26 protein-coding genes are annotated in these 25456 nt (G+C 73.7%); 16 read left to right on the top strand and 10 right to left on the bottom strand.

Annotated features, from left to right (window positions below):
- Nucleotides 1–6: 6 nt before the first annotated feature.
- On the bottom strand, nucleotides 7–696 hold the full coding sequence (locus ACFRAV_RS13195) for a DUF305 domain-containing protein (protein WP_382554590.1): 690 nt from the start codon (nucleotides 694–696) through the stop codon (nucleotides 7–9).
- A gap of 161 nt (nucleotides 697–857) precedes the next feature.
- Between ACFRAV_RS13195 and ACFRAV_RS13190 the strand changes: the two genes are divergently transcribed.
- Nucleotides 858–2348, top strand: coding sequence for an LVIVD repeat-containing protein (locus tag ACFRAV_RS13190; RefSeq protein ID WP_382554587.1), 1491 nt, complete (start codon nucleotides 858–860; stop codon nucleotides 2346–2348).
- Between the two features lie 315 nt (nucleotides 2349–2663).
- On the opposite strand, the gene ACFRAV_RS13185 is transcribed toward ACFRAV_RS13190, so the two are convergent.
- From ACFRAV_RS13185 to ACFRAV_RS13170, 4 genes are all read right to left on the bottom strand, one after another.
- Nucleotides 2664–3371, bottom strand: a complete 708-nt coding sequence (locus tag ACFRAV_RS13185) for an HAD family hydrolase (RefSeq protein WP_382554584.1) — start codon at nucleotides 3369–3371, stop codon at nucleotides 2664–2666.
- Nucleotides 3368–4120 carry a phosphatase PAP2 family protein gene (locus tag ACFRAV_RS13180; protein ID WP_382554582.1) on the bottom strand — a complete coding sequence of 251 codons (753 nt, stop codon included), beginning with the start codon at nucleotides 4118–4120 and terminating at the stop codon, nucleotides 3368–3370. Before ACFRAV_RS13180 ends, ACFRAV_RS13185 begins: the two co-directional genes overlap by 4 nt.
- 102 nt (nucleotides 4121–4222) lie before the next feature.
- Complete coding sequence (locus ACFRAV_RS13175; RefSeq protein ID WP_382554581.1) at nucleotides 4223–5167, bottom strand: M48 family metalloprotease; 945 nt, start codon at nucleotides 5165–5167, stop codon at nucleotides 4223–4225.
- 109 nt (nucleotides 5168–5276) lie between these two features.
- Nucleotides 5277–5906, bottom strand: a complete 630-nt coding sequence (locus ACFRAV_RS13170; protein ID WP_382554578.1) for a DUF5134 domain-containing protein — start codon at nucleotides 5904–5906, stop codon at nucleotides 5277–5279.
- Nucleotides 5907–6110: 204 nt separating this feature from the next.
- On the opposite strand from ACFRAV_RS13170, the gene ACFRAV_RS13165 reads away from it, so the two are divergent.
- Together ACFRAV_RS13165 and ACFRAV_RS13160 are read left to right on the top strand one after the other, a co-directional pair.
- On the top strand, nucleotides 6111–7874 hold the full coding sequence (locus tag ACFRAV_RS13165; RefSeq protein WP_382554575.1) for an FUSC family protein: 1764 nt from the start codon (nucleotides 6111–6113) through the stop codon (nucleotides 7872–7874).
- Nucleotides 7871–8413, top strand: a complete 543-nt coding sequence (locus ACFRAV_RS13160) for a MarR family transcriptional regulator (protein ID WP_351117880.1) — start codon at nucleotides 7871–7873, stop codon at nucleotides 8411–8413. The genes ACFRAV_RS13165 and ACFRAV_RS13160 overlap by 4 nt, the downstream gene beginning before the upstream one ends.
- A gap of 18 nt (nucleotides 8414–8431) precedes the next feature.
- On the opposite strand, the gene ACFRAV_RS13155 is transcribed toward ACFRAV_RS13160, so the two are convergent.
- Nucleotides 8432–8836 carry a VOC family protein gene (locus ACFRAV_RS13155; protein ID WP_382554572.1) on the bottom strand — a complete coding sequence of 135 codons (405 nt, stop codon included), beginning with the start codon at nucleotides 8834–8836 and terminating at the stop codon, nucleotides 8432–8434.
- A gap of 27 nt (nucleotides 8837–8863) precedes the next feature.
- Here ACFRAV_RS13155 and ACFRAV_RS13150 point away from each other — a divergent pair, with 27 nt between their 5' ends.
- Nucleotides 8864–9433 (top strand): GNAT family N-acetyltransferase, encoded by a 570-nt coding sequence (locus ACFRAV_RS13150; RefSeq protein ID WP_382554569.1) that lies wholly within the window; start codon nucleotides 8864–8866, stop codon nucleotides 9431–9433.
- On the opposite strand, the gene ACFRAV_RS13145 is transcribed toward ACFRAV_RS13150, so the two are convergent.
- Nucleotides 9420–10088 (bottom strand): glycerophosphodiester phosphodiesterase, encoded by a 669-nt coding sequence (locus ACFRAV_RS13145; RefSeq protein ID WP_382554566.1) that lies wholly within the window; start codon nucleotides 10086–10088, stop codon nucleotides 9420–9422. The genes ACFRAV_RS13150 and ACFRAV_RS13145 overlap by 14 nt on opposite strands.
- Nucleotides 10089–10353: 265 nt before the next feature.
- On the opposite strand from ACFRAV_RS13145, the gene ACFRAV_RS13140 reads away from it, so the two are divergent.
- The 4 genes from ACFRAV_RS13140 to ACFRAV_RS13125 all read left to right on the top strand — a co-directional run bounded on the left by ACFRAV_RS13140 (nucleotide 10354) and on the right by ACFRAV_RS13125 (nucleotide 14320).
- A complete protein-coding gene (locus tag ACFRAV_RS13140) occupies nucleotides 10354–11760 on the top strand; it encodes a DUF6421 family protein (protein ID WP_382554563.1) in 1407 nt (468 codons plus the stop codon).
- A 66-nt stretch (nucleotides 11761–11826) separates the two neighbouring features.
- Complete coding sequence (locus ACFRAV_RS13135; protein WP_382554561.1) at nucleotides 11827–12579, top strand: SDR family NAD(P)-dependent oxidoreductase; 753 nt, start codon at nucleotides 11827–11829, stop codon at nucleotides 12577–12579.
- Complete coding sequence (locus ACFRAV_RS13130) at nucleotides 12576–13649, top strand: threonine aldolase family protein (protein WP_382554558.1); 1074 nt, start codon at nucleotides 12576–12578, stop codon at nucleotides 13647–13649. Before ACFRAV_RS13135 ends, ACFRAV_RS13130 begins: the two co-directional genes overlap by 4 nt.
- Before the next feature lie 80 nt (nucleotides 13650–13729).
- Nucleotides 13730–14320 (top strand): transglutaminase family protein, encoded by a 591-nt coding sequence (locus ACFRAV_RS13125; RefSeq protein ID WP_351117887.1) that lies wholly within the window; start codon nucleotides 13730–13732, stop codon nucleotides 14318–14320.
- A 49-nt stretch (nucleotides 14321–14369) separates the two neighbouring features.
- On the opposite strand, the gene ACFRAV_RS13120 is transcribed toward ACFRAV_RS13125, so the two are convergent.
- Nucleotides 14370–15095: a lysophospholipid acyltransferase family protein gene (locus tag ACFRAV_RS13120; RefSeq protein ID WP_382554556.1), complete on the bottom strand. Its 726-nt coding sequence runs from the start codon at nucleotides 15093–15095 to the stop codon at nucleotides 14370–14372.
- Nucleotides 15096–15370: 275 nt separating this feature from the next.
- Between ACFRAV_RS13120 and ACFRAV_RS13115 the strand changes: the two genes are divergently transcribed.
- The 5 genes from ACFRAV_RS13115 to ACFRAV_RS13095 all read left to right on the top strand — a co-directional run bounded on the left by ACFRAV_RS13115 (nucleotide 15371) and on the right by ACFRAV_RS13095 (nucleotide 19941).
- On the top strand, nucleotides 15371–15697 hold the full coding sequence (locus ACFRAV_RS13115) for a TlpA family protein disulfide reductase (RefSeq protein ID WP_382554555.1): 327 nt from the start codon (nucleotides 15371–15373) through the stop codon (nucleotides 15695–15697).
- A 290-nt stretch (nucleotides 15698–15987) separates the two neighbouring features.
- Complete coding sequence (locus tag ACFRAV_RS13110; RefSeq protein ID WP_382554615.1) at nucleotides 15988–16449, top strand: flavin reductase family protein; 462 nt, start codon at nucleotides 15988–15990, stop codon at nucleotides 16447–16449.
- Between the two features lie 194 nt (nucleotides 16450–16643).
- On the top strand, nucleotides 16644–17429 hold the full coding sequence (locus ACFRAV_RS13105) for an electron transfer flavoprotein subunit beta/FixA family protein (protein WP_382554553.1): 786 nt from the start codon (nucleotides 16644–16646) through the stop codon (nucleotides 17427–17429).
- 84 nt (nucleotides 17430–17513) lie between these two features.
- Nucleotides 17514–18476 (top strand): electron transfer flavoprotein subunit alpha/FixB family protein, encoded by a 963-nt coding sequence (locus ACFRAV_RS13100; RefSeq protein WP_382554551.1) that lies wholly within the window; start codon nucleotides 17514–17516, stop codon nucleotides 18474–18476.
- 190 nt (nucleotides 18477–18666) lie between these two features.
- Nucleotides 18667–19941 carry a DUF6986 family protein gene (locus ACFRAV_RS13095; RefSeq protein WP_382554548.1) on the top strand — a complete coding sequence of 425 codons (1275 nt, stop codon included), beginning with the start codon at nucleotides 18667–18669 and terminating at the stop codon, nucleotides 19939–19941.
- Between the two features lie 75 nt (nucleotides 19942–20016).
- Here ACFRAV_RS13095 and ACFRAV_RS13090 read toward each other — a convergent pair whose 3' ends face one another.
- The gene (locus tag ACFRAV_RS13090; protein WP_382554612.1) at nucleotides 20017–21009 is read right to left on the bottom strand and encodes a LacI family DNA-binding transcriptional regulator; all 993 of its coding nucleotides are present in this window, start codon (nucleotides 21007–21009) and stop codon (nucleotides 20017–20019) included.
- Nucleotides 21010–21180: 171 nt separating this feature from the next.
- Between ACFRAV_RS13090 and ACFRAV_RS13085 the strand changes: the two genes are divergently transcribed.
- From ACFRAV_RS13085 to ACFRAV_RS13075, 3 genes are all read left to right on the top strand, one after another.
- Nucleotides 21181–22140 carry an ROK family protein gene (locus ACFRAV_RS13085; RefSeq protein WP_382554546.1) on the top strand — a complete coding sequence of 320 codons (960 nt, stop codon included), beginning with the start codon at nucleotides 21181–21183 and terminating at the stop codon, nucleotides 22138–22140.
- A 280-nt stretch (nucleotides 22141–22420) separates the two neighbouring features.
- A complete protein-coding gene (locus ACFRAV_RS13080; RefSeq protein ID WP_382554544.1) occupies nucleotides 22421–22717 on the top strand; it encodes a hypothetical protein in 297 nt (98 codons plus the stop codon).
- Between the two features lie 222 nt (nucleotides 22718–22939).
- Nucleotides 22940–23977, top strand: a complete 1038-nt coding sequence (locus tag ACFRAV_RS13075; protein WP_382554542.1) for an NUDIX domain-containing protein — start codon at nucleotides 22940–22942, stop codon at nucleotides 23975–23977.
- A 90-nt stretch (nucleotides 23978–24067) separates the two neighbouring features.
- Here the strand turns inward: ACFRAV_RS13075 and ACFRAV_RS13070 are convergent, their stop codons facing one another.
- Entirely contained in the window at nucleotides 24068–25423 is a 1356-nt protein-coding gene (locus ACFRAV_RS13070) for a dipeptidase (protein ID WP_382554539.1), read from the bottom strand.
- Nucleotides 25424–25456 lie beyond the last annotated feature (33 nt).

Below are 25456 nucleotides of genomic sequence, written 5' to 3'. Positions count from 1 at the left end.
GCCGTTCTAGCGGCGCATGTCCTCCATGCGCGCGATCTCGGTGGTCTGGGTGGCGATCACGTCGTCGGCCATCTCCTCGGCCCGGATGTTGTTGCCGCCGGCCTTCACGTCCCCGGCCATGGCGATCGCCCCCTCGTGGTGGGCGATCATCAGATCGAGGAAGACCCGGTCGAAGGCGGCGCCCTCGGCGCCGCGAAGTTCCTTCATCTGCTGGGGAGTCGCCATTCCGCGCATCTCCGCGTGCGCGTGTCCCGCGGTGTCCTTCTCGGCGCCGTGCTCGTCCAGCCAGCCCTCCATCATGTCGATCTCCGCGCCCTGCACGTCGGCGATGCGCGAGGCCAGGCCCTTCAGCTCCTTCGACTTGGCCCGGTCCGGGGCGAGGCGAGCCATGGTGAGGGCCTGTTCGTGATGCTCGATCATCATCTGCACGTAGGCGACGTCCGCCGCGTTGGGGGAGTCGTCCTCGCGGCGGTGCTCGGCCGCGTCCTCGGGGGACAGCGTCTTGTTCGCCTCTCCGGGCTTGCCCGGGGCGAGGACCGAAGACCCCTTGGCGGTACCGGACTTGGCGGCGGAACCGGAGTCGCAGCCGCCGAGGGCGAGGACGGCCAGGGCCAGCGAGGCGGTGACGAGCGAAGCTCGTGAAGCGCGGCGAAGGAGCACGGCGACCTCCCGGGGGAAGAGCGATTGACGGTTCATCGTGTCTGCCGACGACTGTCCTAGCACGGTTTCCGCGGCGCGTGATCGAAAAATCTTATGCCAATCACATTGCGCTCTATTGATCTGTGCATGATGCAGACGATACTCAGGGGGGTCCGTGCCCGCTCAGTTGCGCGCACGGGTCGATGAGGGAGGACGAAGTGCTCAGACGAAACCCCCGAACGCACAGCGGACGGCTGGGGATCGCGGCCACCGCCGCCGGTCTGTTGGCCGCTCTGCTCACGGCCGCCCCCGCCGGGGCCGTACCCGGCCCGGGAGACATCCCGGAGAAGAAGATCTCCAGCAGTGTCCAGGCCGAGGTCGAGGCCGCCATCGAGAACGGCGAGATACCCGGCGTGGACGAGATCGTCCACAGCGACAACATCGAGCACGTCAGCAACACCCCGAAGGACCTGTTGCCCGGCACCAACTCGGACCTCGCCTTCCAGGGCGACTACGCGTTCTCCGGCAACTACGACGGCTTCAAGATCTTCGACATCAAGAACCCGAAGCGGCCGAAGGTCGTCGCCCAGGTGCTCTGCCCCGGATCGCAGAACGACATCTCGGTCTCGGGCGACCTGCTCTTCCTCTCCACCGACTCGTCGCGCAGCGACGACTCCTGCAACAGCACCACGCAGCCGGTGACGGAGAAGTCCTCCTGGGAGGGCATGAAGATCTTCGACATCAGCGACATCAGGAACCCGCAGTACGTGGCGTCCGTCGAGACCGCCTGCGGCTCGCACACCCACACGCTGGTGCCGGACCGTGACGACATCTACGTGTACGTCTCCTCGTACTCGCCGAACGCCGCCTACCCCGACTGCCAGCCCCCGCACGACGGCATCTCGGTCATCAAGGTCCCGACCGACGCGCCCGAGACCGCGGCCATCGTCAACTTCCCGGTGCTCTTCCCCGGTGAGGGCGAGCTCGGCGGCGGCAACCCCGGCTCCCCGGTGAACCCGGGCGTCTCCCGCACCACCGGCTGCCACGACATCACCGCCCTTCCGTCCCGGAAGATCGCGGCGGGCGCCTGCATGGGCGACGGCATCCTGCTGGACATCTCCCACCCGGAGAACCCGAAGGTCATTGAGCAGGTCCAGGACAACGTGAACTTCGCGTTCTGGCACTCCGCGACCTTCAACATGGACGCCGACAAGGTCGTCTTCACCGACGAGCTCGGCGGCGGCGGCATGGCCACCTGCAACGCGGAGATCGGCCCCAACCGCGGTGCCAACGGCATCTACGACCTGGTCGGAAAGGGCCGCGACCTGGAGCTGCGCTTCGCCGGCTACTACAAGATCCCGCGCCACCAGGCCGACACCGAGAACTGCGTCGCGCACAACGGCTCGATCGTCCCGGTCAAGGGCAAGGACATCATGGTCCAGTCCTGGTACCAGGGCGGCGTCTCGGTCTGGGACTTCACCGACTCGGCGCACCCGAAGGAGATCGCCTTCTTCGAGCGCGGCCCGCTGCCCAACGGCGGGGGCGGTGGCACCTGGTCGACGTACTGGTACAACGGCTACCTGTACTCGAACGACATGGCCAAGGGCTTCGACGTTCTCAAGCTCAACGACAGGCGCACCAACCAGGCCAACGGCGTGCACCTGAAGGGCCTCAACGCCCAGACCCAGCCGGAGTACTACAAGCGGTGACCTGGGACCGGACGGCCGATCAGGCCGTCCGGACCCGTTCCGGCACCCGGTCCCGCCGTGCGGCCCTTCCGCACGGCGGGACCGTCGCTTCCGGGATCCCCCGGGCGACGCGCTTCCCCTACGGGACCCCTGAGCCCGAGGCGGCGGCCCCGCCCCACGGCGGCCGCGGGCCGGCCGGGGGAAACCTCCGGCGAGGCCCCGTTGACCGCGCGGCGGCCCGGCGACATCCTGGTAGGCCCGTCCGGGGCGACGCGGGGGAGCGCCTCGGGCGGGACCGGCCCCGGCCGCGCTCCTTCACGCCTCGCCGTACCGGCCCTACGCGGAGGCCGAGACGGCATCGAGGACGCCGCGCAGCGCGTCGGGCCGCCGCTCGACGGGGAGATGGTCGACGAAGCGCACCGCGCAGCCCAGTGCCGCGGCGCCGCCGTCGGCCCGGCGGTCGTCGCCCACCATCAGCGTCCGCTCGGCCTCCGTGTCCAGGGCGTCGAGGGCGATGCGGAAGAGTTCCGGCTCCGGCTTCTGCACCCCGTGCTCGAACGACAGGGTGTAGGCGTCGACATAGGGGTCGAGCCCATGTGCGCGGAACACAGGGCGCAGATCCCAGCCGATGTTGCTGACCACGCCCACACGCAGTCCCCGGGCGCGCAGTTCCCGCAGGACCTCCAGGGCGTCCGGGTAGGGCTGCCAGGCGTCGGGCGTCATGTGCCGGTCGTACAACGCGTCGTGCAGCGCGGGGTCCGGCAGCGCCACCCGGCGGGACAGGCCGGTGTAGACGCCGCGGTGCAGCTCCGGCGTACGGTCGCGGATCCGCCAGGCGTCCGCCAGCTCGGCGGGCAATTGCAGGGGTGCCCGGCCGCCGGGCAGTGCCCCGGCCTCCTCGAGCGCGCGGGCGGCACGGACGATCTCGTCCTCCGCCATGGGCGTCCCGGCCTCGCGCAGCACGGCGCGCAGCCAGGTCTCCGCGGGCTCGATGCGTAGCAGCGTCCCCGAGAAGTCGAACAGCACGGTGGTCCAGGCGGTCATGGGCGTGAGGGTAGTCCCGTACGGGGCCGGGCGGTGGGGCGCGGACCGGAATCCCGCAGCAGGGGCAGCCGTTCACGCACCACGAGTGCCGCGGCGACCACCAGCGCGCCCAGCAGCCAGCCGCCCACCACGTCCGACAGCCAGTGCACGCCCAGCCAGACCCGGGTGAACCCCACACCGACGACCGAGACCGCCGCCACGGTCACCGCCGCACGCCGGACGCCACGGCCGACTCCCTGGTGGTACAGCACCCACAGCAGCAGCCCGCAGCAGACCGTCGCCGTCATCGCGTGACCGGAGGGGAAGGCGGAGTAGTGGGCGTGGTCCACCGGGTCGGGCCACACCGGACGCGGCCGGGCGACGACCGCCTTGAGCACCTGCTGCGCGAGGGCGGCCACCACGACGACGCCCAGCAGCCACAGCGCCGACCACCACTGCCCCCGCCGCCAGGCCAGCCACACGGCGACCGCGAGGGTCAGCGCGCGCAGCGTGAGCGGGTCCCAGAACCAGTCGGTGAGCACCCGGAACACCGCCGTGGGCCCGTCCTCCGCCACCGCCCAGCGGTGCGTGGTGCGGGCCACCTCGGCGTCCAGGGTCACCAGCGGGTGCCAGGAGGCGTCCACCAGGGCGAGCAGCACCAGGGAGCACACCGCCAGCACGACGGCGGCCCGCAGAGCCGCGTCGTGGAGCCGCGACGGCGGTGCGGCAGGAGGTGCGGTGGGGGGCGGGGCATGCGGGGAGAAGCGCATGGGGCCGATACTGACCCGGCCCGCCACCCTGAAACCACCCTTTCGCGCCGTCCCGTCCCCGGTGACCCGCGAAGGGCGACGGGCGGTTGGGCCGTCCGGCGGTCAGCCGAGGTGCAGCACACCCAGCCCCGGGGCGAAGGCGATCAGCAGCGGGACCACCGGGACCAGCGCGCCCGCCGCGGTCAGGCCGAGGCGGCGCACCGGGGTCAGCCGGCGCGGCGGGGTGATCAGACGGTGGACGCGGCGGGGGACGTCGTCCTGTCCGGCGGAGGGCGTGGGGCCGAAGACGCCGCGGTCCTCGTTGAGACCCACCAGGGCCAGCGCAACGGCGAGACGTCCGTGGCGGCGGGAGGCGGAGTCGTCGGCGGCCAGCTCCACCAGCCGGTGGATCTCGTCCCGGAACGCGGAGAACACCGGTACCCGGGGAAAGCCCCCGGCGAGGGCCGAGGAGCAGTGCAGCAGCCAGTCGTGACGTGCCCGCGCGTGCCCCTGCTCGTGGGCGAGCACCGCGTCCAGCTCCCGCTCGCCCAGGCGGCGCAGGGCGGCCGTCGTGACCACCAGGCGAGGCGTCGGGCCGGGCAGCCACCAGGCGTCCGGCCGGTCGCCCTCCAGCACCACCAGCCCGTCGGCCGCCGCGGCCTCGCCGGGCAGTGTGGGAGCCCGCTCCAGCAGCGCCGCCCGCTCCCGGCGGAGGCGGGAGCGGGCCCGCACCACCTCGCGGGCCAGCATGGCCGCCGTCCACACGCCCCCGGCGGCCAGCGCCACCGCGGTCGCCGCGGCCCACGGGCCGCCGACCCCGCCGGGAACGTACACGTCGACGACGTCGCTGGGAGCCGGTGCGAAGACCCGGCCGCGGACCGCCTGCCAGGCCACCGCGGCGCTGAGCGTCATCGACAGCGCGAAGCACAGCAGCACGGCCGCCACCACGCACTGCCAGACCCAGAGGGCGACCACGGGCTCCCGGTCCACATCGGCCCGCGCCAGGAGACGGGGAGCGACGACGGCGGTCAGCGCGCCGAGCAGCAACAGTGCCGCGGGGACCATCATGGAGGCAGCGTAGGATCCCGGCCCGCGCCGTGGAACCGACCCGCGCCCCGAGTGACGCATGCCACGGCGGCCCGCACCCCGCGGACGGCTCCCGAGGCGCGGGGGACTGTCACATCGTCAGGAGCATCGCCAGCATGGCGATCCCCATCCCCAGCCGGCACGCCCGGGCCAGTTCGGGCCGGTCACCCCAGCGCACCGCGCCGCCCGCCGGTGCCGAGGACCGCGGCGGCACCGCGGAACCCGACGGCGCGACGCCCCCCGACGGGACGGCGGGCCCCGTCCGCGTCACGGACCCGGGCGGGCCCGCGGGCAGCAGCCGGGCGCCGGCGACCAGGACGTACCCGGCGAAGTAGACCAGCAGAACACCCGTCAGCGCGGGCAGCCCGGCGGCGCCGTGACCCGCGTGGCCGGCCGGCGCCGCGGTCATCGCCAGCGCCATGTGGACCATCGCCAGCGAACCCACCGCGTGGTGCAGGTGGTGCGCGCTGCTCCTGGCGGCCCACAGCGAGTGGAGCGCCGCCGCGGCGAAGACGGCCGCGTACACCGGCCACACCCAGCGCGGCGGATCCACGACGGCGGCCGGGACCGCCATCGCCGCCATGCCGAAGCCCATCACCGCCTCCCCGGCGGCCGCCCTGCGCTGCTCCTCCACGCCGCTGCCCGTCCGCAGGACGCAGTACGCGCCCGCCGCCGCGCACAGCGCCACCAGCAGCCATCCGGTCGTGACCGGTCCGTGCACTCCCGCCCCCTTGGTCGAGGTGCCGCCTCCCCGGCGGTCGGTCAGGGGATGCCCGCCCCGGACGGCGCGCATACGGGCGCAGGGGGGCGTACGGGGAGCATCGGACCGGAGGGTGACGGATGCCGCAGATCTTTTACTGGTGAAACACCTGCTAACGTCGGAAGGGAACACCGTTCCGTTCCGCCGTCGCACGAGGAGGCCCCTTTGGGACGCCCGCCGCTGCTCCGGGTCCTGCGACCCGGCCGCCCGGCCGAGATCTGGTACAAGCACGCGGTCAGCGTGGTGGTGGCCACCGCGCCGCCCAACCTGCTGCTCGTGGCCCTGGGCCGGCTCGACCTCGCGATGTACACGATGGCCGGCTCCCTGTGCGCCCTCTACGCCCACAACCGCCCCTACGCCGCCCGGGCCCGGGCGCTGGCGTGGGTGGTCGCCGGCATGGTGGCCGGCCTCGCGGTGGCGCTGACCGCGGCCTCCCTCACCTCCTCGGGCGTGCTGCTGGTCGCGGTGGGAGCCGTGCTGGCCGCGCTGCACAAGGTGCTCTGCGACGCGACCCGCATCGGGCCGCCCGGCAACGTGATCCTCACCTTCGTCTCCTCGGCGGCGCTGTTCGCCCCGCAGACCCTGGGCGAGGTCCCCGGCCACGTCGTACTCGCCCTCGCCGCCGGCGCGTTCTCCTGGCTGGTGGGCATGGCACCGGGGGCCCTCCGTCCCCACGGGCCGGAACGCCGGGCCGTCGTCCAGGCGCTGGGCGCGGTCGCCCGGTACGCGCAGGCCGCCGGGCCCGGGAAGGCGGGCGGGCCGGGTGAGGCCGCCGGGACCCCGCAGGCCGTCGGGACCCCGGAGGCCGCCGGGTCCGCCGCGTCCGGGCCGTCCGCCGGTCCGCACGCCGAGGCGGCCCGCGCGGACGCCGCCGGGGCGGTGCAGCAGGCCTGGCAGACCCTGCTGACGACCGGCCGGCGCTCCGCCTCCCGCCGCCCCCTCGGCGCCCTGCTCGTCCGCGCCGAGACCGTCCTCGCGGCGCCCTCCGCCGGCGACGCGGCCGCGCTGCGGGAGTGGGCGCGGCGGCTGCACGGCCTGGGCCGCGTCACGGACACCTTCGGGCCCACCCTGGACGCGGAGGGCGAGGAAGAACTGCTGGGCGTCGAGGTCGAGCGGGCCTTCGCCTCGCCGCCGCTGCTGCGGCGCCTGGCACCGCTGCGCGCCGTGGCCCTCCGCACGCTGCTGGGCTGCGCCCTGGCCGGCTGGGCCTCGCTGGCGCTGGGCATCGGGCGCCCCTACTGGGCCCTGGTCACCGCCGCGGCGCTGTTCCAGACCACCCTCTCGCTGACCTGGAACCGCGGCGTCCAGCGCGTCGTCGGCAACCTGGCGGGCGTGGTGCTCTTCGTGCTCCTCGCGCCCGTCGCCCACCTCAGCCAGTGGACGCTCGTCCTGACCGGCCTCGCGCTCGCCTTCGGGGCCGAGGCGCTCATCTCCCGCAACTACTGGCTCGGCAGCCTCTGCGTCACCCCGATGGCCCTGCTCATCACCGAGTACGCCCACTGGCAGGACACCCCCGCCCTGGTGGTCGACCGGGCGGTGGACACGCTGGTCGGGGCGCTGGTCGGCCTGCTGGCCGCCGCGGTGGTCACCGACCGCCGGGCCGTGGACCGGGTGGCCGCCGCGCTGCGGCAGGCCCGGGCGGCGCGACTCAGGGCCGAGGCGCTGCTCGCCGGTCCCCCGACCGGTCCCGGCGCCCTGGCCGTGGCCCGACGGGAACTGGCCGCGGCCCTGGTCGGTCTGCGGGGCGCCACCCAGGCGGCGTCCGGTGAATGGTGGGCGCGGGCGCTGCCCACGCGGGACGTGACGTCGGAGGAGCGGGCAGGACACCGTACGCTCGCGGCGACGGTACGCCACCCGGGCCCCGGCACCGCCGCGACGGCGGGGCCGCGGTACCGCCCGGGCACGACCACGGAGGACGCCACGTCATGACGGACAACGGGGACCGCGCCGGCGCGGGAGCTGCGGGCGCTGCGGACACGGTCGCCGCGGTGGTCCGGCAGTGGCGCGAGGTCCTCCCCGAACTGGACACCGACCCGATGCAGCTGATCGGGCGGATCAACCGCAGCGCGGCGCTGCTGCGGCAGGCCGAGGAGGCGCCGCTGCGGCGGGCGGGGCTCACCCGGGCGGAGTTCGAGCTGCTGGGGGCCCTGCGCCGCACCGGACGGGAACTCACGCCGGGCGACCTGGCCCGGGAGACGTTCTCCTCGGGGGCGGCGGTGACCAAGCGGCTCAAGCAGCTCGCCGAGCGGGACCTGGTGGACCGGCGAGCCGACGCCAGGGACCGGCGGGTGGTGCTGGTGCGCCTCACCGAGGCGGGCCGGGAGACGGTCGACGCGGTCCTGCCGCAGCAGCTGTCGTTCGAAGCGGACGTCCTGTCCGGGCTGGCCGACGACGAACGCGACCGGCTCGCCGCGCTGCTCGGCAAGCTGCTCGGCCAGCTGGAGGGACGGATCCCGCCCATGCTGTGAGCCGGCCGGCGGGGCGTCTCAGATGCCCGGCCGGTACCGCAGCGGATGATCCGCGGGGATCTCCACGAGTACGATCGGCAGGCCGTCCGGGTCGGCGATCCACATCTCGATCAGCCCCCAGGGCTCGCGCACCGGCTCCCGGACGATCTCCACGCCGCGCTCCGCCAGCTCCTCGCGCGCCGCCGCCACGTCGGCGACCTGCAGCCACAGGCGGACCGGGCCGCCCAGGGCGACGGGCTCGGCGGGATCCCGCCGCCCCGACAGCTCCAGGAACCCGCCGCCGAGGAAGTACACCGTCCCCCGTTCCTCGCCGGCGCCGAACTCCCGGTGGACCGCGAGGCCGAGCCGCTCGCCGTAGAACGCCCGGGAGGCCGCCGGATCGAGGGGGCGGACCAACGTCCTGCCGCTCAGTACATGCACCATGGGCGGCAGCCTAGACACGGAGAGAAGATGCACCCCACCGACCACGCCGCCCTTCCGCTGGTCTTCCGCGAGGCCACCGCACGGGACGTCGACGCCCTGATCGACCTGGTCCAGTCCGCCTACCGGGGAGACTCCAGCCGGGCCGGCTGGACCACCGAGGCGGACATCCTCGACGGGCAGCGCACCGACGCGGCGGCCGTGCGGGAGATCGTCGAGCACCCCTCCCAGCGCCTGCTGGTCGCCGAACGCGACGGCCTCCTGGTGGCCTGCTGCCAGCTGGAGCACCGGGGGGACCACGCCTACTTCGGCATGTTCGCCGTACGGCCCGGCCTCCAGGGCGGGGGAGTGGGCCGGGCCGTGCTGACCGAGGCCGAGCGTCACGTCCGCGAGAGCTGGGGCGCCACCGAGATGCACATGACGGTGATCACCGTGCGCGAGGAACTGATCTCCTGGTACGAGCGCCGGGGATACCGGCGCACGGGGAGGACCAGCCCGTTCCCGTACGGCGACGAGCGGTTCGGGCTTCCGCGCCGCGACGACCTGGAGTTCGAGCTCCTGGTGAAGGAGCTCGCCGCTTCCGGCGTCAGCCCCGCTTGATCTCCGGACGGTCGGTGACCACCCCGTCGAGCCCGAAGGCGTGCGCGAGACGCAGCTGCTCCGGGGTGTTCACCGTCCAGGCCAGGACGCGCAGGTCGGCCTGCCGGGCCCGCTGCATCGTCTCCAGGGTGAGGCGGCGGATGTTGAGGGACATCGTGCGGGCCCCGGCGCGGACCGCGCGGTCGACGACCTCCGCGTCGTAGCGGCTCGCCACCAGGGCCGTCCGTACGCCCGGCACCAGGCGGGCGATCTCCTCGACCGCCTCCGCGTGGAACGAGATCACCTCCACCCGCTCCACCAGGTCGCGCCGCAGCAGTACCTCGGCCAGCCGCTGCGCGGCCGCCGCGTCCTTGATCTCGGCCTGCAGCGGCGCCGTGACGGCGTCCAGCACCTCCTCGAACACCGGGACGCGCTCGCCCGAACCGGCGTCCAGGGCCCGTAGCTCCTCCAGGGTCTGCTCGGCGATCGCGCCCGTGCCGTCGGTGGTGCGGTCCACCGTCGCGTCGTGCATCACCACCAGCGCGCCGTCCTTGCTCAGGTGCAGGTCCAGCTCGATCACGTCGAGACCGGCCTTCTCGGCCGCGACGAACGAGCGCAGCGTGTTCTCCGGCTCGACGCCCATGACTCCGCGGTGGCCGATGACAAGGAAAGACAAGATCTTCTCGCTCCCGTGCGGGTGTGGCTCTTCTTGTTCTGCGTGCTTGGTCGTTCTCCGACGTCGTTCTCCGCCCCGAAGCCTAGGGGCCCCTGCGGCGCGGTGTGATCCGACCCGGCCCGTAGTCACCCGGACGGCCGCTTGACAGGAAAATCGCCGCTCAAACGGGGCTGCCGCAAGAAGTCTTCCCAAGATCTCCCCTTGCCGAAAAAGAAGATGGTGCATACGGTGAGTCCATCCGAGGTACTCCCGTGGAGGGCGAGACATGACGGAGGTTCTTGTGCAGGTGGGCACTCAGGGGCAGCAGCAGGGTCCCGGGACGCGGGTGGTCGACCACCCGGCGTGGCCCGCGCTCAAGGGCGCGGTGGAGCGCATCCGCCCCTGGCAGAGCAAGGACGGCTCCATCGACCTCGCCGTCGACGGCGCCCCGTCCCGTGACGAGGCCGAGCGGGCCGTGGCCGAGGTGACCGACGCGGTCACCGCGCTGGCGCCGCTCCTCCCGCACGACGCCGCCTACCACGAGGCGCTGGTCAAGGACCTGCGCCGGTGGGCCGAGGGCGGCTTCGGCGTCCCCGACTTCCTCGACTCGCTGATGGCCTTCCAGCCCGCCCAGCGCCGCGAGGACGGCCTGCAGCACCTGGTCGTCTTCCCGATGTACACGCAGAACGGCAACCCGGACCGCAACATCGAGGCCGTCGTGCTGCGCATGGTGTGGCCCGACTGGCTGGCCGAGCTGGAGCGGACGCGCTACGACAACCCGCTCTTCTGCGCCATCACCTTCGAGGACTTCACCTCCGGCTACGACACCAACTCGGCCGTCCTCTTCCCGGAGACCGTCGCCGTCCGCGAGGCCCCCGAGCGCTTCACCTGGGGCGGCATCTTCTGCGACCGCGAGGCCGCGCGCTTCCGCCGGGTCACCGAGGCCGCCGTGGACATCCTCGGCCTGCGTCTGCCCGACGACGTCGCCGCGATGCTCGACGACCAGCAGCGCTGCCAGGACGCCTTCGTGCTCTGGGACCTGGTCCACGACCGCACGCACAGCCACGGCGACCTGCCGTTCGATCCCTTCATGATCAAGCAGCGCCAGCCGTTCTGGATGTACGGCCTGGAGGAGCTGCGCTGCGACCTCACCGCCTTCAAGGAGGCCGTGAAGCTCGAGGCCGAGGGCGTTCCGCAGGCCCGCGACGTGCAGATGGCGGTCCTCTTCGACCGCATGTTCCGCTTCCCGGTCACCGGCGAGCGCCACCGCAACTACGACGGCCTCGGCGGACAGCTGCTCTTCGCCTACCTGCACAAGCACGACGTCGTCCGCTGGACCGACAACAAGCTGCACATCGACTGGCAGCGCGCCCCCGAGGTCACCAACCAGCTCTGCGCGGAGATCGAGACCCTCTACCGCGACGGCATCGACCGGCCCAAGCTGGTCCACTGGTTCGCCGGCTACGAGCTGGTCTCCACCTACCTCGCGCCGCACCCCGGCTCCCGCTGGGCCAAGGGCCCCGACGCCCTCGACCTGACGCAGCCGCCGCGCAAGCTCGTCGACGACGTGCTGCCGGACGAGTTTCCGCTGAGCATGTTCTACGAGGCCCTCGCCAAGAAGCTCAAGCAGGTGATCGCCTCCACCAAGGGCATCACCGCCGAGACGGGCGGCGAACTGCCCGCCGCCGCGTAGGGCGGATCCGGGCCCGGCCCGCGAAGCGGCCGGACGAGTCAGCGACACGCCTGGGAGGCGAGAGCGATGGGGAACGGAAACGGAGCGCTCGAGGGGGCGGTCGTCGCGGTGGCCGGCGCGGGCGGCGCGGCCGGCAGGGCCACGCTGCTGCGCCTGGCCGAGGCCGGCGCGGTGGTCGTCGCCTCGGACAACGACCCGGTGCGCCTTGCGGAGGCCGTCGACGCGGCCCGGTACGCGCACGGCGGTGCCACGGTCACCGGCGAGCCGGTCGACCTGCTGGACCTCGGCGCGGCGCGTGCCTGGGCGGCCGAGACCGAGAAGGAGTACGGCCGCGTCGACGGCCTGGTGCACCTGGTCGGCGGCTGGCGCGGCAGCGCCTCCTTCCCGCAGACCGACCTGGCCGACTGGGAGCTGCTGGAGAGACTGCTGGTCCGCACGGTCCAGCACACCTCCCTGGCGTTCCACGACGCCCTGGTGCGCAGCGACCGCGGCCGCTTCGTGCTGATCAGCGCGGCCGGCGCGGCGAAGCCCACCGCGGGCAACGCCGCCTACGGCGCCGCCAAGGCCGCAGCCGAGGCCTGGACGCTGGCCCTCGCCGACGCCTTCCGCAAGGAGGGGGGCGAGGAGGGCCCGGCCGCCGCGGCTGCCATCCTGGTGGTGAAGGCACTGGTGCACGACGCCATGCGCGCCGAGCGCCCCCACGCGAAGTTCGCGGGCTTCACCGACGTCAAGGACCTGGCCGCGGCCGTCGCCGGCGTCTGGGACAAGCCCGCCAGTGAAGTGAACGGAAACCGTCTGTGGCTGACCGAGAAGCCGTGAACCCTCCGAAGACCGACGCGCGCCGGCGTCACGACCCGTCGGTCCGCGGCTTCGCCAGCGACAACTACGCGGGGGTCCACCCCGAGGTGCTCGCCGCCCTGGCCCTGGCCAACGGCGGGCACCAGGTCGCCTACGGCGAGGACGTGTACACGGAGCACCTCCAGCAGGTCGTGCGCGGCCACTTCGGCGCCACCGCCGAGGCCTACCCGGTCTTCAACGGCACCGGCGCCAACGTGGTGGCGCTGCAGTCCGTCACCGACCGCTGGGGTGCGGTGATCTGCGCGGAGAGCGCGCACATCAACACCGACGAGGGCGGCGCGCCGGAGCAGGTCGCCGGCATCAAGCTGCTCACCGTGCCGACCCCCGACGGCAAGCTCACCCCCGAACTGATCGACCGCCAGGCGTTCGGCTTCGAGGACGAGCACCGCGCGATGCCGCAGGTCGTCTCGATCACCCAGTCCACCGAGCTGGGCACCGTCTACACGCCCGAGGAGATACGGGCCGTCTGCGAGCACGCCCACGCGCACGGGATGACCGTCCACCTCGACGGCTCCCGGCTCGGCAACGCGGCCGCCTCCCTGGACGTGCCCATGCGGGCCTTCACCAACGCGGCCGGCGTCGACCTGCTCTCGCTGGGCGGCACCAAGAACGGCGCCATGTTCGGCGAGGCCGTCGTGGTGATCGACAAGGAGCGGGTGCGGCGGATGAAGCACCTGCGCAAGACCTCCATGCAGCTGGCCTCCAAGATGCGGTTCGTCTCCGTGCAGTTCGAGGCACTGCTGACCAAGGACCTGTGGCTGCGCAACGCCCGCCACGCCAACGAGATGGCCCGGCGGCTGGCCGAGGGCGTCCGGGCGGTGGACGGCGTGGAGATCCTGTACCCGGTGCAGTCCAACGCGGTCTTCGCCCGCCTGCCGCACGCGGTGACGGAGCGGCTGCAGAAGCGCTTCCGGTTCTACTTCTGGGACGAGGCGGCCGGCGACGTGCGCTGGATGTGCGCCTACGACACCCGCGAGGACGACGTGGACGCCTTCGTCGCCGCCCTCAAGGAGGAGATGGCCTCCCGCTGAGTCCACCCCGGTCATGCATAAATATGCGACTGTCCGCAAAACGATTGACCGCGGGCGGTCGCATTCCTATGATCTTGGCCATGGAGACGATCCAGCAGACGCCTGACCTGTCCGCGTATCTCGCCGCCTCCGAGGCGATCGACCACGAGCACCCGGCCGTCCGGGAGGTCGCCGCGCGGCTCGCCGCGACGGCCGAGGACTCGTATGACTATGCGCGCGCCGCCTTCGAGTACGTGCGCGACACGATCCCCCACTCGCACGACGCGGACGACCCGCGGGTCACCTGGCGCGCCTCCGACGTGATCCGGCTGCGCACCGGCATCTGCTACGCGAAGGCCCACGCGCTGGCCGCGCTGCTGCGGGCCGAGGACATCCCCACGGCGTTCTGCTACCAGCGGCTGGGCGACGACCGGGGCGGGTTCGGCGTGCACGGCCTGGTCGCCGTCCGTTTCAACGGCGCCTGGCACCGCCAGGACCCCCGGGGCAACAAGCCGGGGGTCGACGCGCGGTTCTCCCTGACGCGGGAGCGGCTGGCCTTCCCGGTGGACGTCTCGTCGGGGGAGCGGGACTACCCCGAACTGCACGCCGCACCGCATCCGGCGGTGCTCGCGGCGCTGCGCGGTGCGCGCGACCGGACCGAGCTGTGGCGGACGCTGCCCGCGGAGCTGTGACACGCGGGCGGCGTGGGCCGGCCGGGGCCCTTGACGGGCCCCGGGCGACTCAGTGCTTCTCGCGGCGGGCGACGTCCTCCGGCGTGGGGGCGGTGCCGCCCAGGTGCGCCGGGAGCCACCACGAGTCCTCCGGACCGGAGGGCTGGTCCGGGTAGTCGCGCCGGGCGTCGTCCAGGAGGTCCTGGACGCGCTCCCGCAGGCGGGTGGTGAGCTCCTCCGGCGTGCCCTCGGCGGTGTCGATCGGCTTGCCGACCCGGAGCGTGACCGGCGTGTGGCTGCGGCTGAAGTCGCGCTTGCGGCCCTTGGTCCACAGGCGCTGGGTGCCCCAGAGCGCCATGGGGATCAGCGGGACGCCGGACTCCTGCGCCAGCCGGGCCGCGCCCTTCTTGAAGTCCTTCAGGCAGAACGACTGGGAGATGGTCGCCTCGGGGAAGATGCCGACCACCTCGCCCGACCGCAGCGAGTCCAGGGCGTGCGCGTAGGCGGCCTCGCCCTTGCGGCGGTCCACCGGGATGTGGCGCATGCCGCGCATCAGCGGACCGGAGACCTTGTGGCGGAAGACCGAGTCCTTGGCCATGAAGCGGACCAGGCGCTTGCTGGGGAGGGCGGCGTACCCGTCGAAGATGAAGTCGAGGTAGCTGATGTGGTTGCTGGCCAGCACCGCACCGCCCGCCCGGGGAATGTTCTCCGCCCCCCGCATGTCGATCTTCAGGTCCCAGGCCTTGAACAACGACAAGGCGAGACCGATGACGGGACGGTAGACAAGCTCTGCCATGGGCGGGATGAGCCCCTTCTCTCCGAGTGGCTGCCGGGGAAGGGGTTACCGCTCCCGGCCGATCCAACCTACGCGGCCGTAACTTACGGGCGCGTAGAGATGTTGCCCCAAGAACGGGCAAAGGACCAGATGAAGTGCCTGGTGGGGACGAGATCCTCGTCACGTCGCCCGAAAGGGTCCCTGACCGGGGAATCCGCACCCCCCGACCATCGCTGACGATCACGTACAGGTCATCATGGGGAACGCCGCGGCGGCGGCGGAGCGGAGGAGTGTGGGTGAGCGGCCACGAAGGCGGGCCACGTGTCGACGTGGCGGTGCTCGGCGACCGGGCCGGCCGGCGGGCCACCCTGCTGCAGTTCTCCACCGTCTTCTGCGCGCCCTGCCGCGCGACACGGCGGGTCCTCGCCGAGGTGGCCGCGATGGTCCCAGGGGTGACCCATGTGGAGATCGACGCGGAGGCCCACCTCGCGCTGGTGCGCGCGCTGGAGATCGAGGCCACCCCGACCACCCTGGTGCTCGACGCGGACCGTCGCGTGGTGCGCCGCGCCGCCGGGGTGCCCCGCAAGGCCGATGTGATCGCCGCCCTCGGGGAGGCGATATGAGGAAGGACACCCGTATGGCGGCCGAACCCGTGACGGCCCTCTCCGAGGAGACCGCGGCGGCCGTCCCGCCGCAGCCCGGCGCAAGGACCCCGGGGCCGCGGCGAGCGGCCCCGGGCAGCCGGGCCGAGGCGGGGCCGGGCGGCCGGGCCGAGGCGGGGCGAGCGGCCCCGGCCGCGGCGGGAGCGCCTCCGGTCGGCCGCCCGGGCGGTAGGGCCACGGCGGGTCGGCTCCGGTCGGACCCCGAGCGGAACGGATCCGCGGCGGTCGACGGCGGCGACACGCCGTCCGACCTGCTGCGCTCGGTCTTCCGGCGGCACGCCGCCGGTGTGGCGGTGATCACCGCCGGTCACCAGGGGCGCCCGTTCGGCTTCACCGCCACCTCGCTCACCTCCGTCTCCGCGGAACCCGCCCTGGTGTCGTTCGGCATCAGCGAACGGTCCTCCTGCTGGCCCGCCGTCGCCCGGGCGGAGTACGTCGGCGTTCATCTCCTCGGCGAGCACCAGAGCGAGCTCGCCGCCACCTTCGCCCGCAGCGGAGCGGACCGCTTCGCCCCGCCCACCGCCTGGCGCGAGGGCCCCGAAGGCGTTCCGGTGCTGGACGGCGTGGTCGCCTGGCTCGTCTGCCGCCCGGTGGCGCGCATACCCGCCGGGGACCACCGGGTCGTGGTCGCCGAGGTCACCGCCGGAGACCCGGCCGGGGAGGGCCGTCCGCTCCTCTACCACCAGGGACGCTTCGGCGGTCTGCGGCCCTGACATACCGGCCGTTACGCAGCGTTACCCACGTCACACCGCAAAGCGCTTGCTTAGCCGGGCGTCACCGGGTGTACTACTGGCGGGTAATTTATTCGTCGCGGGGCAGACACTCCCCGGACGGAAGAGGCGGCTTCGGGCGCATATGCTGCCTGACAGGAAGCAGCCCGACATGACGATGCAGTAGGAGAGCCGGCGTGAGCCTGAGGATCGTTGTCACCGTGAAGTACGTGCCTGACGCCACCGGCGACCGGCACTTCGCCGACGACCTGACCGTCGACCGCGACGACGTCGACGGTCTGCTGTCGGAGCTCGACGAGTACGCCGTCGAGCAGGCGCTGCAGATCTCCGAGAACGCCGACGACGCCGAGGTCACCGTCCTCACGGTCGGCCCCGAGGACGCCAAGGACGCCCTGCGCAAGGCGCTGTCCATGGGCGCCGACAAGGCCATCCACGTCGAGGACGACGACCTGCACGGCACCGACGCCATCGGCACCTCCCTGGTGCTCGCCAAGGCGATCGAGAAGGCCGGCTACGACGTCGTCATCTCCGGCATGGCCTCCACCGACGGCACCATGGGCATCGTGCCCGCGCTGGTCGCCGAGCGCCTGGGCGTCCCGCAGGTCACCCTGCTCTCCGAGATCGCCGTCGAGGACGGCAAGGTCACCGGCCGCCGTGACGGCGACGCCGCCTCCGAGCAGCTCGAGGCCTCCCTGCCGGCCGTCGTCTCCGTGACCGACCAGTCGGGCGAGGCGCGCTACCCGTCCTTCAAGGGCATCATGGCCGCGAAGAAGAAGCCGGTCGAGTCCTGGGACCTCTCCGACCTCGACATCGAGGCCGAGGAGGTCGGCCTGGAGGGCGCGTTCACCAAGGTCGAGTCCGCCACCGAGCGCCCGGCCCGCACCGCCGGCACGATCGTCAAGGACGAGGGCGAGGGCGGCAAGCAGCTCGCCGCCTTCCTCGCGGAGCGAAAGTTCGTCTAACAGAGCCTCGCGGGCCAGAAGTTCATCTAGGCCCACCGCAGCTGACCGCCCCTCAGACCTCGCATTCGCAGGAGACCGAATCCCATGGCTGAAGTTCTCGTCTACGTCGACCACGTCGACGGCGCCGTCCGCAAGCCCACCCTCGAGGTGCTGACCCTGGCCCGCCGTATCGGCGAGCCGGTCGCCGTCGCCCTGGGCGCCGGCGCGGCCGCCACCCCCGCCACGCTCGCCGAGCACGGCGCGGTGAAGGTCCTCACCAACGAGTCCGCCGAGCTCGCCGACTACCTGGTCGTCCCGAAGGTCGACGCCCTCCAGGCCGCCTACGACGCGGTGTCCCCGGCCGCGGTGCTGCTGCCGACCTCCGCCGACACCAAGGAGATCGCGGCGCGTCTGGCGCTGCGCATCGGTTCCGGCATCATCACCGACGCCATCGACATCGAGGCCGGCGCCGACGGCCCGGTCGCCACGCAGTCGGTGTTCGCCGCCTCCTTCACCACCAAGTCGGTCGTGTCCAAGGGCACCCCGGTCATCACCGTCAAGCCGAACTCGGCCCCCGTCGAGGCCGCGCCGGCCGCCGGCGCGGTCGAGGAGCTCGCGGTGACCTTCTCCGCCCTGGCCACCGGCACCAAGATCGTCTCCCGCACGCCGCGTCAGTCGACCGGCCGCCCGGAGCTGACCGAGGCCGCCATCGTGGTCTCCGGCGGCCGCGGCGTGAACGGCGCGGAGAACTTCGCGATCATCGAGGCGCTCGCCGACTCCCTCGGCGCCGCGGTGGGCGCGTCCCGTGCCGCCGTCGACGCCGGCTGGTACCCGCACACCAACCAGGTCGGCCAGACCGGCAAGTCGGTCTCCCCGCAGCTGTACATCGCCAACGGCATCTCCGGCGCCATCCAGCACCGCGCCGGCATGCAGACCTCGAAGACCATCGTCGCCGTCAACAAGGACGCCGAGGCCCCGATCTTCGAGCTCGCCGACTACGGCGTCGTGGGCGACCTCTTCCAGGTCGTCCCGCAGCTCACCGAGGAGATCAAGACCCGCAAGGGCTGATCCCCGCACGCCGCGCCCGAGGGCCCGCCGCCGGTTCGCCGGCCGCGGGCCCTCGGCGTACGCGGCGGCGGCCGCCGCAGCCGCCCGTACGCGCCGTCGCAGGTGAGGCACTGTTGACCGGGCCGCGGACCGGCCGTTAGCCTCCCGCCGAGTTCAACGATCTGTTGAAACGCCGAGAGGGGCGCCCCGTATGAGCCAGGCCGTGCCGACCTCCCTGTCCGGCGCGGTCCACGACCGGCTGGACGCGCTGCTCGCCCCCGCCGACGCCGACCTCGCGCGCCGCTACCCCGGCGACCCGGGCGCCCGCCGGCCCGTCCACACCGTGTACGTGCCCGCCGACCGCTTCACCGCCGGCACACCCCGCGACTGGGGCGACCGCGCCCTCGCCGCCCTCGACGAACACGCCCCCGACGCCGCCGCGTTCGCCGCCGTGCTGGAGCTGCCCGCGGAACTCGCCGGACCGGTGTACACCCGCGTCCGCGCCAAGCTGGAGCGCGAACCCGTCGAGGACCTCCGGATCGACTTCGAGGACGGCTACGGGCACCGCCCCGACGCCGAGGAGGACGCGCACGCCGCCCGCGCCGCCCGGCTGTTGGCCGAAGCGTGCCGCACCGGTCAGGCCCCGCCCTTCGCCGGCATCCGCATGAAGTGCTTGGAGGCCCCGGTCCGCCGTCGCGCGGTGCGCACCCTCGACGTCTTCCTGACCACCTTGCGGGAGCACGGCCCGCTCCCCGACGGCCTGCTCCTGACCCTGCCCAAGGTGACCTCCGCCGAGCAGGTGACCGCCATGGTCCGTCTCCTCGAGGAGTGCGAGAAGGCCCTCGGACTCGAGCCGGGGCGGCTCGGCTTCGAGATCCAGGTCGAGACCGCCCAGGCGATCATCGGCCCGGACGGCGCCGCCACCGTCGCCCCGATGGTCCACGCCGCCGAGGGCCGGGCCACCGGCCTGCACTACGGAACCTTCGACTACAGCGCCGCCCTCGGCGTCTCCCCGGCCCACCAGGCGAGCGACCACCCGGCGGCCGACCACGCCAAGGCCGTGATGCAGGTGGCGGCCGCAGGCACCGGAGTACGGGTCAGCGACGGCTCCACCAACGTGCTGCCGGTGGGCGACACCGAGCAGGTCCACGCGGCGTGGCGCCTGCACCACCGGCTCACGCGGCGGGCGCTCGCCCGCGCCTTCCCGCAGGGCTGGGACATGCACCCCGGTCACCTGCCCACCCGGTACGCCGCCGTCTTCGCCTTCCACCTCGAGGGCCTCGACCGGGCCGCGGACCGGCTCGCCCGGTACGCCACCGGCGCCGAGGGGGACGTCCTGGACGAACCCGCCACCGCCCGCGCCCTGGCCGGCTTCCTGCTCGCCGGCCTCGACTGCGGCGCCTTCGACGAGACCGAGGTGACCGGGCGGACCGGGCTGACCCGCGCCCGCATCGAGGCCTACGCCCGGCCGGGAGCGGTCCGGTAGGACCCGGCGGGCCGGTCGCGGGTGGCGGGCAGCGTGGGCGGTGTGGGCCGCGTGGGCGGCGAGGGCGGTGTGGCGTCAGTCGGCCGGGGGCAGTTCCCCCGACCCCCGCACCACCAGCCGGGTGGGCAGCTCCACCACGGATGGCTCGAGCTCGGCCTGGTCCATCCGGGCGAACAACCGCTGCGCCGCCACCCGGCCGAGCCCCGCCGGGTCCTGCGCCACCACGGTGACCGCGGGACGCAGCAGATCGGCCAGCTCGAAGTCGTCGAAGCCCACCAGCGCCACCGGGCGGTGTGGCTGCCGCTCCGCGAGGACCCGGACCACCGTCACGGTCACCCGGTTGTTGCCGGTCAGCAGGGCCGTCACGGGATCCGGGCCGTCCAGCATCTCCTCGGCCGCCCGCCGTACCCGCTGCGGCGTGGTGCTCCCGAGGGACACCCGGTCGGGCCGCACCGGCAGCCCGGCCTCCTCCATCGCCGTGCGGTAGCCGCGCAGCCGCTCGTCGGAGGTGTGGATGCCCGGTACGTCCCCGATGTAGCCGATCCGCCGGTGTCCGTGCGCGATCAGGTGCGCCACCCCGGCCCGCGCGCCGCCGTGGTTGTCGGTCAGCACGGTGTCCGCCTCGATGCCGCGGGCCGGACGGTCCACGAAGACGGTGGCGATCCCGGCCCGCAGCTCCGGCTCCAGATACCGGTGGTCGGCGCCCGCGGGCACCACCAGCAGACCGTCCACCCGCCGGGCGCACAGCGCCAGCGCCAACTCCCGCTCCCGGCTCGCATCGTGGGCGCTGGAGCCGTTGATGAGCAGCGTGTCGTGGGCGCGCGCCACCTCCTCCACCGCACGCGACAGCGGTCCGTAGAAGGGGTCGGCGAGATCCTCGAGTATCAGTCCCACGGTGGCGGTGCGCCCCTTGCGGAGCACCCGGGCGCTGTCGTTGCGGCGGAACCCGAGGGCGTCGATCGCCTCCTGCACCCGCCGCCGGGTCTCGGCGGTCACCCCGGGCTCCGCGTTGACCACCCGGGACACGGTCTTCAGGCCCACGCCCGCGCGGCTCGCCACGTCCTTCATCGTGGGGCGGCTGCCGTAACGGACGGGCGGACGGCCGGCGGTCAGGGTCACGATGCGCAAGTCCTGTCCTGGGAGGGCGGATTCCGGAGGGCGGATGGGGGCCGGGTGTGGCGACGAGCATAGAGTGCGGACATCGTTGTCAGGCAAGGACATCGCAGGAAAGCAGGGGACATGACGCCCATGGACACCGCGCCCTCCCGCGCCGGCCTGGTGGCGGCGCTCGACGTCGGCGGCACGAAGATCGCGGGCGCGCTGGTGGACGCCGACGGGCGCATACTGCTGCGCGCGCGACGCCCCACGCCCGCCGCGGAGGACGGAGCGACCGTGATGGCCGCGGCGGCCGAGGTGCTCGGCGACCTCCGTGACTCGCCGCGGTGGGCCGCCGTGGAGGCCGTCGGAATCGGCAGCGCCGGCCCGGTCGACCGCGCCGCGGGCGCCGTCTCGCCGGTCAACATCCCCGGCTGGCGCGGCTATCCGCTGCGCGAGCGGGTGCGGGAGCTGACCGGAGGGCTGCCGGTGGAGCTGATCGGCGACGGAGCCGCCGTCGCCGCGGCCGAGCACTGGGTGGGCGCCGCAAGGAACAGCTCGCACGCCCTGTGCATGGTGGTGTCCACCGGCGTCGGCGGCGGTCTGGTCCTCGGCGGCCGGGTCCGGCCCGGGCGCACCGGCAACGCCGGGCACATCGGGCACATCAGCGTCGACCTCGACGGCGATCCCTGCCCCTGCGGCGGCCGCGGCTGCGTCGAGGGCCTGGCCCGGGGCCCGGCCATCGCCCGACGGGCACGGGAGAACGGCTGGCGTCCGGGGCCCGGAGGCGAGGGCTCGGCCGCCGAGGTGGCGGCGGCCGCGCGGGACGGTCACCCGGCGGCGGTGGCCGCCTTCGCCTGCGCCGGGCGGGCCCTGGCGGCGGCGATCGCCGCGGTGGCCGCGCTGGTGGAGATAGAGGTCGCGGTCGTCGGCGGGGGAGTGGCCGAGGCGGGCGAGGTCCTGTTCGCCCCGCTGCGCCAGGCGCTCCCGGACTACGCCACGCTCGCGTTCACCCGTGACCTGCGGGTCGTCCCCGCCCTGACCGGGTCGGACGCCGGCCTGATCGGGGCCGCGGCGGCGGCGCTGGGGCGGCTCGACGGGTGACGCGGGGGTCCGACGGCGGGGCTCGGGGAGCAGGGCGTCCGCAGCCGCGGTGCCGGGTGTGGCGTGCCGCGGCGGCCGGGCGTGACCTGCCGGGTACGGCGTGCCGCGGCGCGGGCTCGGTGCGCCTGCGTCGTGTGACGGTGGTCGGTTGTGCGCGATCTGTAGCGAAAGATGGGGGAGTCGGGTGAATCGCTGCGCGTGTCGGGGCCGATTACGACCGAGTCGGGATTCGTCGGGCGTGTCACGGTGACCGACGCCCCGGCTGCGGTGTTGTCACGGCATGAAGAAGCGCAGCATGCTGGCCATCGCCTCCTTCGCCGCAGGGTGCGTCCTCGCGGCGGTCTCGCCCTCCCACGCGGAGGGCGAGGAGGCCGAACGTCCCGTCGAGGACGTGCGCGGCACGGTGGAGGAGCTCACCGGCGACGACAGCATCGCCCGCCACGAGGTCTTCGGCCCGACCGCCCCGACCACCCTCCACGAGGGCGCGGCCTACCTCGACGGGGCGGAGTCCCTGCAGGCGCTGGAGGCCCTGGAGGCGCTGCCGGCCCCCGACGCGGGCGTGTGGCCGGTCCTCTGAGCCGCTGACCTCCGCGGCCCGGAGGACCGGCGTCCGCGGCGGTCCCTCCTCCGGGGTTCACGGGCGGCTTCGCGGCGGTGCGGGCCGCCCGTCCGCACGTCGCGACCGTGATCCCCCGTGCTCCCCCGTTGCCCCCTCAACTGCGGCTGGTTTCCGGTGCAGGGTGGGGCGGGCACGTCACAGTCGTCCGGAGAGGACGAAGTCCGGGGAAGAGGGGGAACAGTGATCGTCTGGATCAACGGCGCGTTCGGTTCGGGCAAGTCCAGCACCGCGAGGGAGCTGCTGGACCTGCTGCCCGACAGCGCGCTCTTCGATCCCGAGGTGGTCGGGGGCGCGCTGACGTTCATGCTGCCGCCCAAGCACCTCGCCGGGGTCGACGACTACCAGGACCTGCCGATCTGGCGGCGGCTGGTCGTGGACACCGCGGCCGCCATGCTCCAGGAGCTCGGCGGCATTCTGGTCGTTCCCATGACCCTGCTGTGCCAGGAGTACCGGGACGAGATCTTCGGAGGCCTCGCCGCACGACGGATCTCCGTGTGCCACGTGGTCCTCACCCCGGCCGAAACGATTCTCCGACAGCGGATCACGGAGGCCCAGGACCCGGCGGGTCCGGAGACCGAGCGGCGCGTCCGGCAGTGGCGCCACGACCACATCGAGCCGTACCGGGCCGCGCTCGGCTCCTGGCTGACCGCCGACGCCCACCCGGTGGACAACGGTGCGCTCACCCCGCAGCAGACCGCCGCGCTGATAGCCCAAGCGGTGGGCAGCGGGGAGGCCGCCGCCTGCGACATCGTGCAGACGCCCGAACCCAGGGCCGAGACGGTGGCCTCCGGGGTGCTGCTCTTCGACGAGCAGGACCGGTTCCTGCTCGTCGACCCCACCTACAAGCCGGGCTGGGAGTTCCCCGGGGGAGTGGTCGAGCGGGGCGAGGCGCCCGCCCAGGCCGGGGTGCGGGAGGTGGCCGAGGAGACCGGACTGCGGCCGGCCGACGAGCTTCGGCTGCTGGTCGTCGACTGGGAGTCGCCGCAGCCCCCCGGCTACGGCGGACTGCGCTTCCTCTTCGACGGCGGGAGACTGCACGGCGACGACGCCGGCCGGGTGCTGCTGCCCGGGCCCGAGCTGCGCGGCTGGCGCTTCGTCACCGAGGAGGAGGCGGCCGAACTGCTGCCCCCGGTCCGGTTCCGCCGCCTCCACTGGGCGCTGCGGGCCCGCGAACGCGGGGCGGCGGTGTACCTGGAGGCGGGGGAGCCGGTGGGGTGAGCGGGAGCGGGCCGTGCGGGGCGGCTTTCCGGGCGGCTTCCCCGGTGGAAGCCGCCGCGCTTGCGCCTGCCGCACGCCCGTGACGGGTGCTCAGCCCGCCGCGTACTCCCGCAGGAAGAGGGCCTCGGCGACCGACAGCCGCTCCAGCTCCTCGGGGGAGACGCTCTCGTTGGGCGCGTGGATCTGCGCCTCCGGCTCGCTGAGGCCGATCAGCAGGATTTCCGCCTCCGGGTAGAGCGTCCCCAGCGTGTTGCACAGCGGGATGGAACCGCCCTGACCGGCGAACTGCATCTCCTGGCCCGGGTAGGCCACCGCCATGGCCCGCGCCATCGCCGTGTACGCCGGGCTGCCGGCGTCCGCCCGGAACGGCTGGCCCTGCCCGATCCGCTCGACGGCGACCCGGGCGCCCCACGGCGTGCGGCTCTCCAGATGGGCCTGCAGCAGCTTCGCGGCCTCGGCGGCGTCCACGCCCGGCGGCACCCGCAGGCTCACCAGCGCCCGCGCGCTCGCCTGCACCGACGGCGTCGCACCGACCACCGGCGGGCAGTCGATGCCCAGCACGGTGACCGCCGGCCGCGCCCAGATCCGGTCGGCGACCGTGCCCGAACCGATCAGGCCGACACCGTCCAGCACCTTCGCGTCGGCACGGAACTGCTCCTCGTCGTACTGGAGACCCTCCCACTCCGCGTCGCCCGTCAGGCCGTCCACGGTCGTCGAGCCGTCCTCGGCGCGCAGCGAGTCCAGCACCCGGACCAGCGCCGCCAGCGCGTCCGGGGCCGCGCCGCCGAACTGCCCGGAGTGCAGGTTGCCCTCCAGGGTGTCCACCTGGACGCGCACCAGCGTCATGCCGCGCAGGGTCGTCGTCACGGTCGGCAGCCCCACACGGAAGTTGCCCGAGTCGCCGATCACGACCGCGTCCGCGGCCAGCAGTTCGGGGTGCTGCTCGGCGTACCGCTCCAGGCCGCCGGTGCCCTGCTCCTCCGAACCCTCGGCGATCACCTTCACGGTGACCGGCACGCCGCCGTTCGCCTTGAGCGCCCGCAGCGCCAGCAGGTGCATGATCACGCCGCCCTTGCAGTCGGCCGCGCCGCGCCCGTACCAGCGGCCGTCGCGCTCGGTGAGCTCGAACGGCGGGGTGACCCAGGCGGCCTCGTCCAGCGGCGGCTGGACGTCGTAGTGCGCGTACAGCAGGACCGTGCGGGAGCCCTCGGGACCGGGCAGGCAGCCGTAGACGGACTGCGTGCCGTCCGGGGTGTCGAGCAGCGCGACGTCCTGGAATCCTTCCGCGCGCAGCGCGTCGGCCACCCAGTTCGCGGCGCCCTCGCTCTCGCCGCGGGGGAACTGCTCGAAGTCGGCGACCGACTTGAAGGCGACCAGCTCGGCGAGTTCCTCCTTCGCTCTCGGCATCAGCGAGGCGACGGTCGCGGCGACCGGGTTCGACGACATGGCGGGCTCCTCGTAACTCTCGGGTCTCACTCG

It is taken from the genome of Streptomyces sp. NPDC056600 (genome assembly GCF_042792855.1).
Classification (GTDB): domain Bacteria; phylum Actinomycetota; class Actinomycetes; order Streptomycetales; family Streptomycetaceae; genus Streptomyces.
Note: the sequence above shows the minus strand (reverse complement) of the source record. Positions and strands in the feature narration are given on the sequence as shown.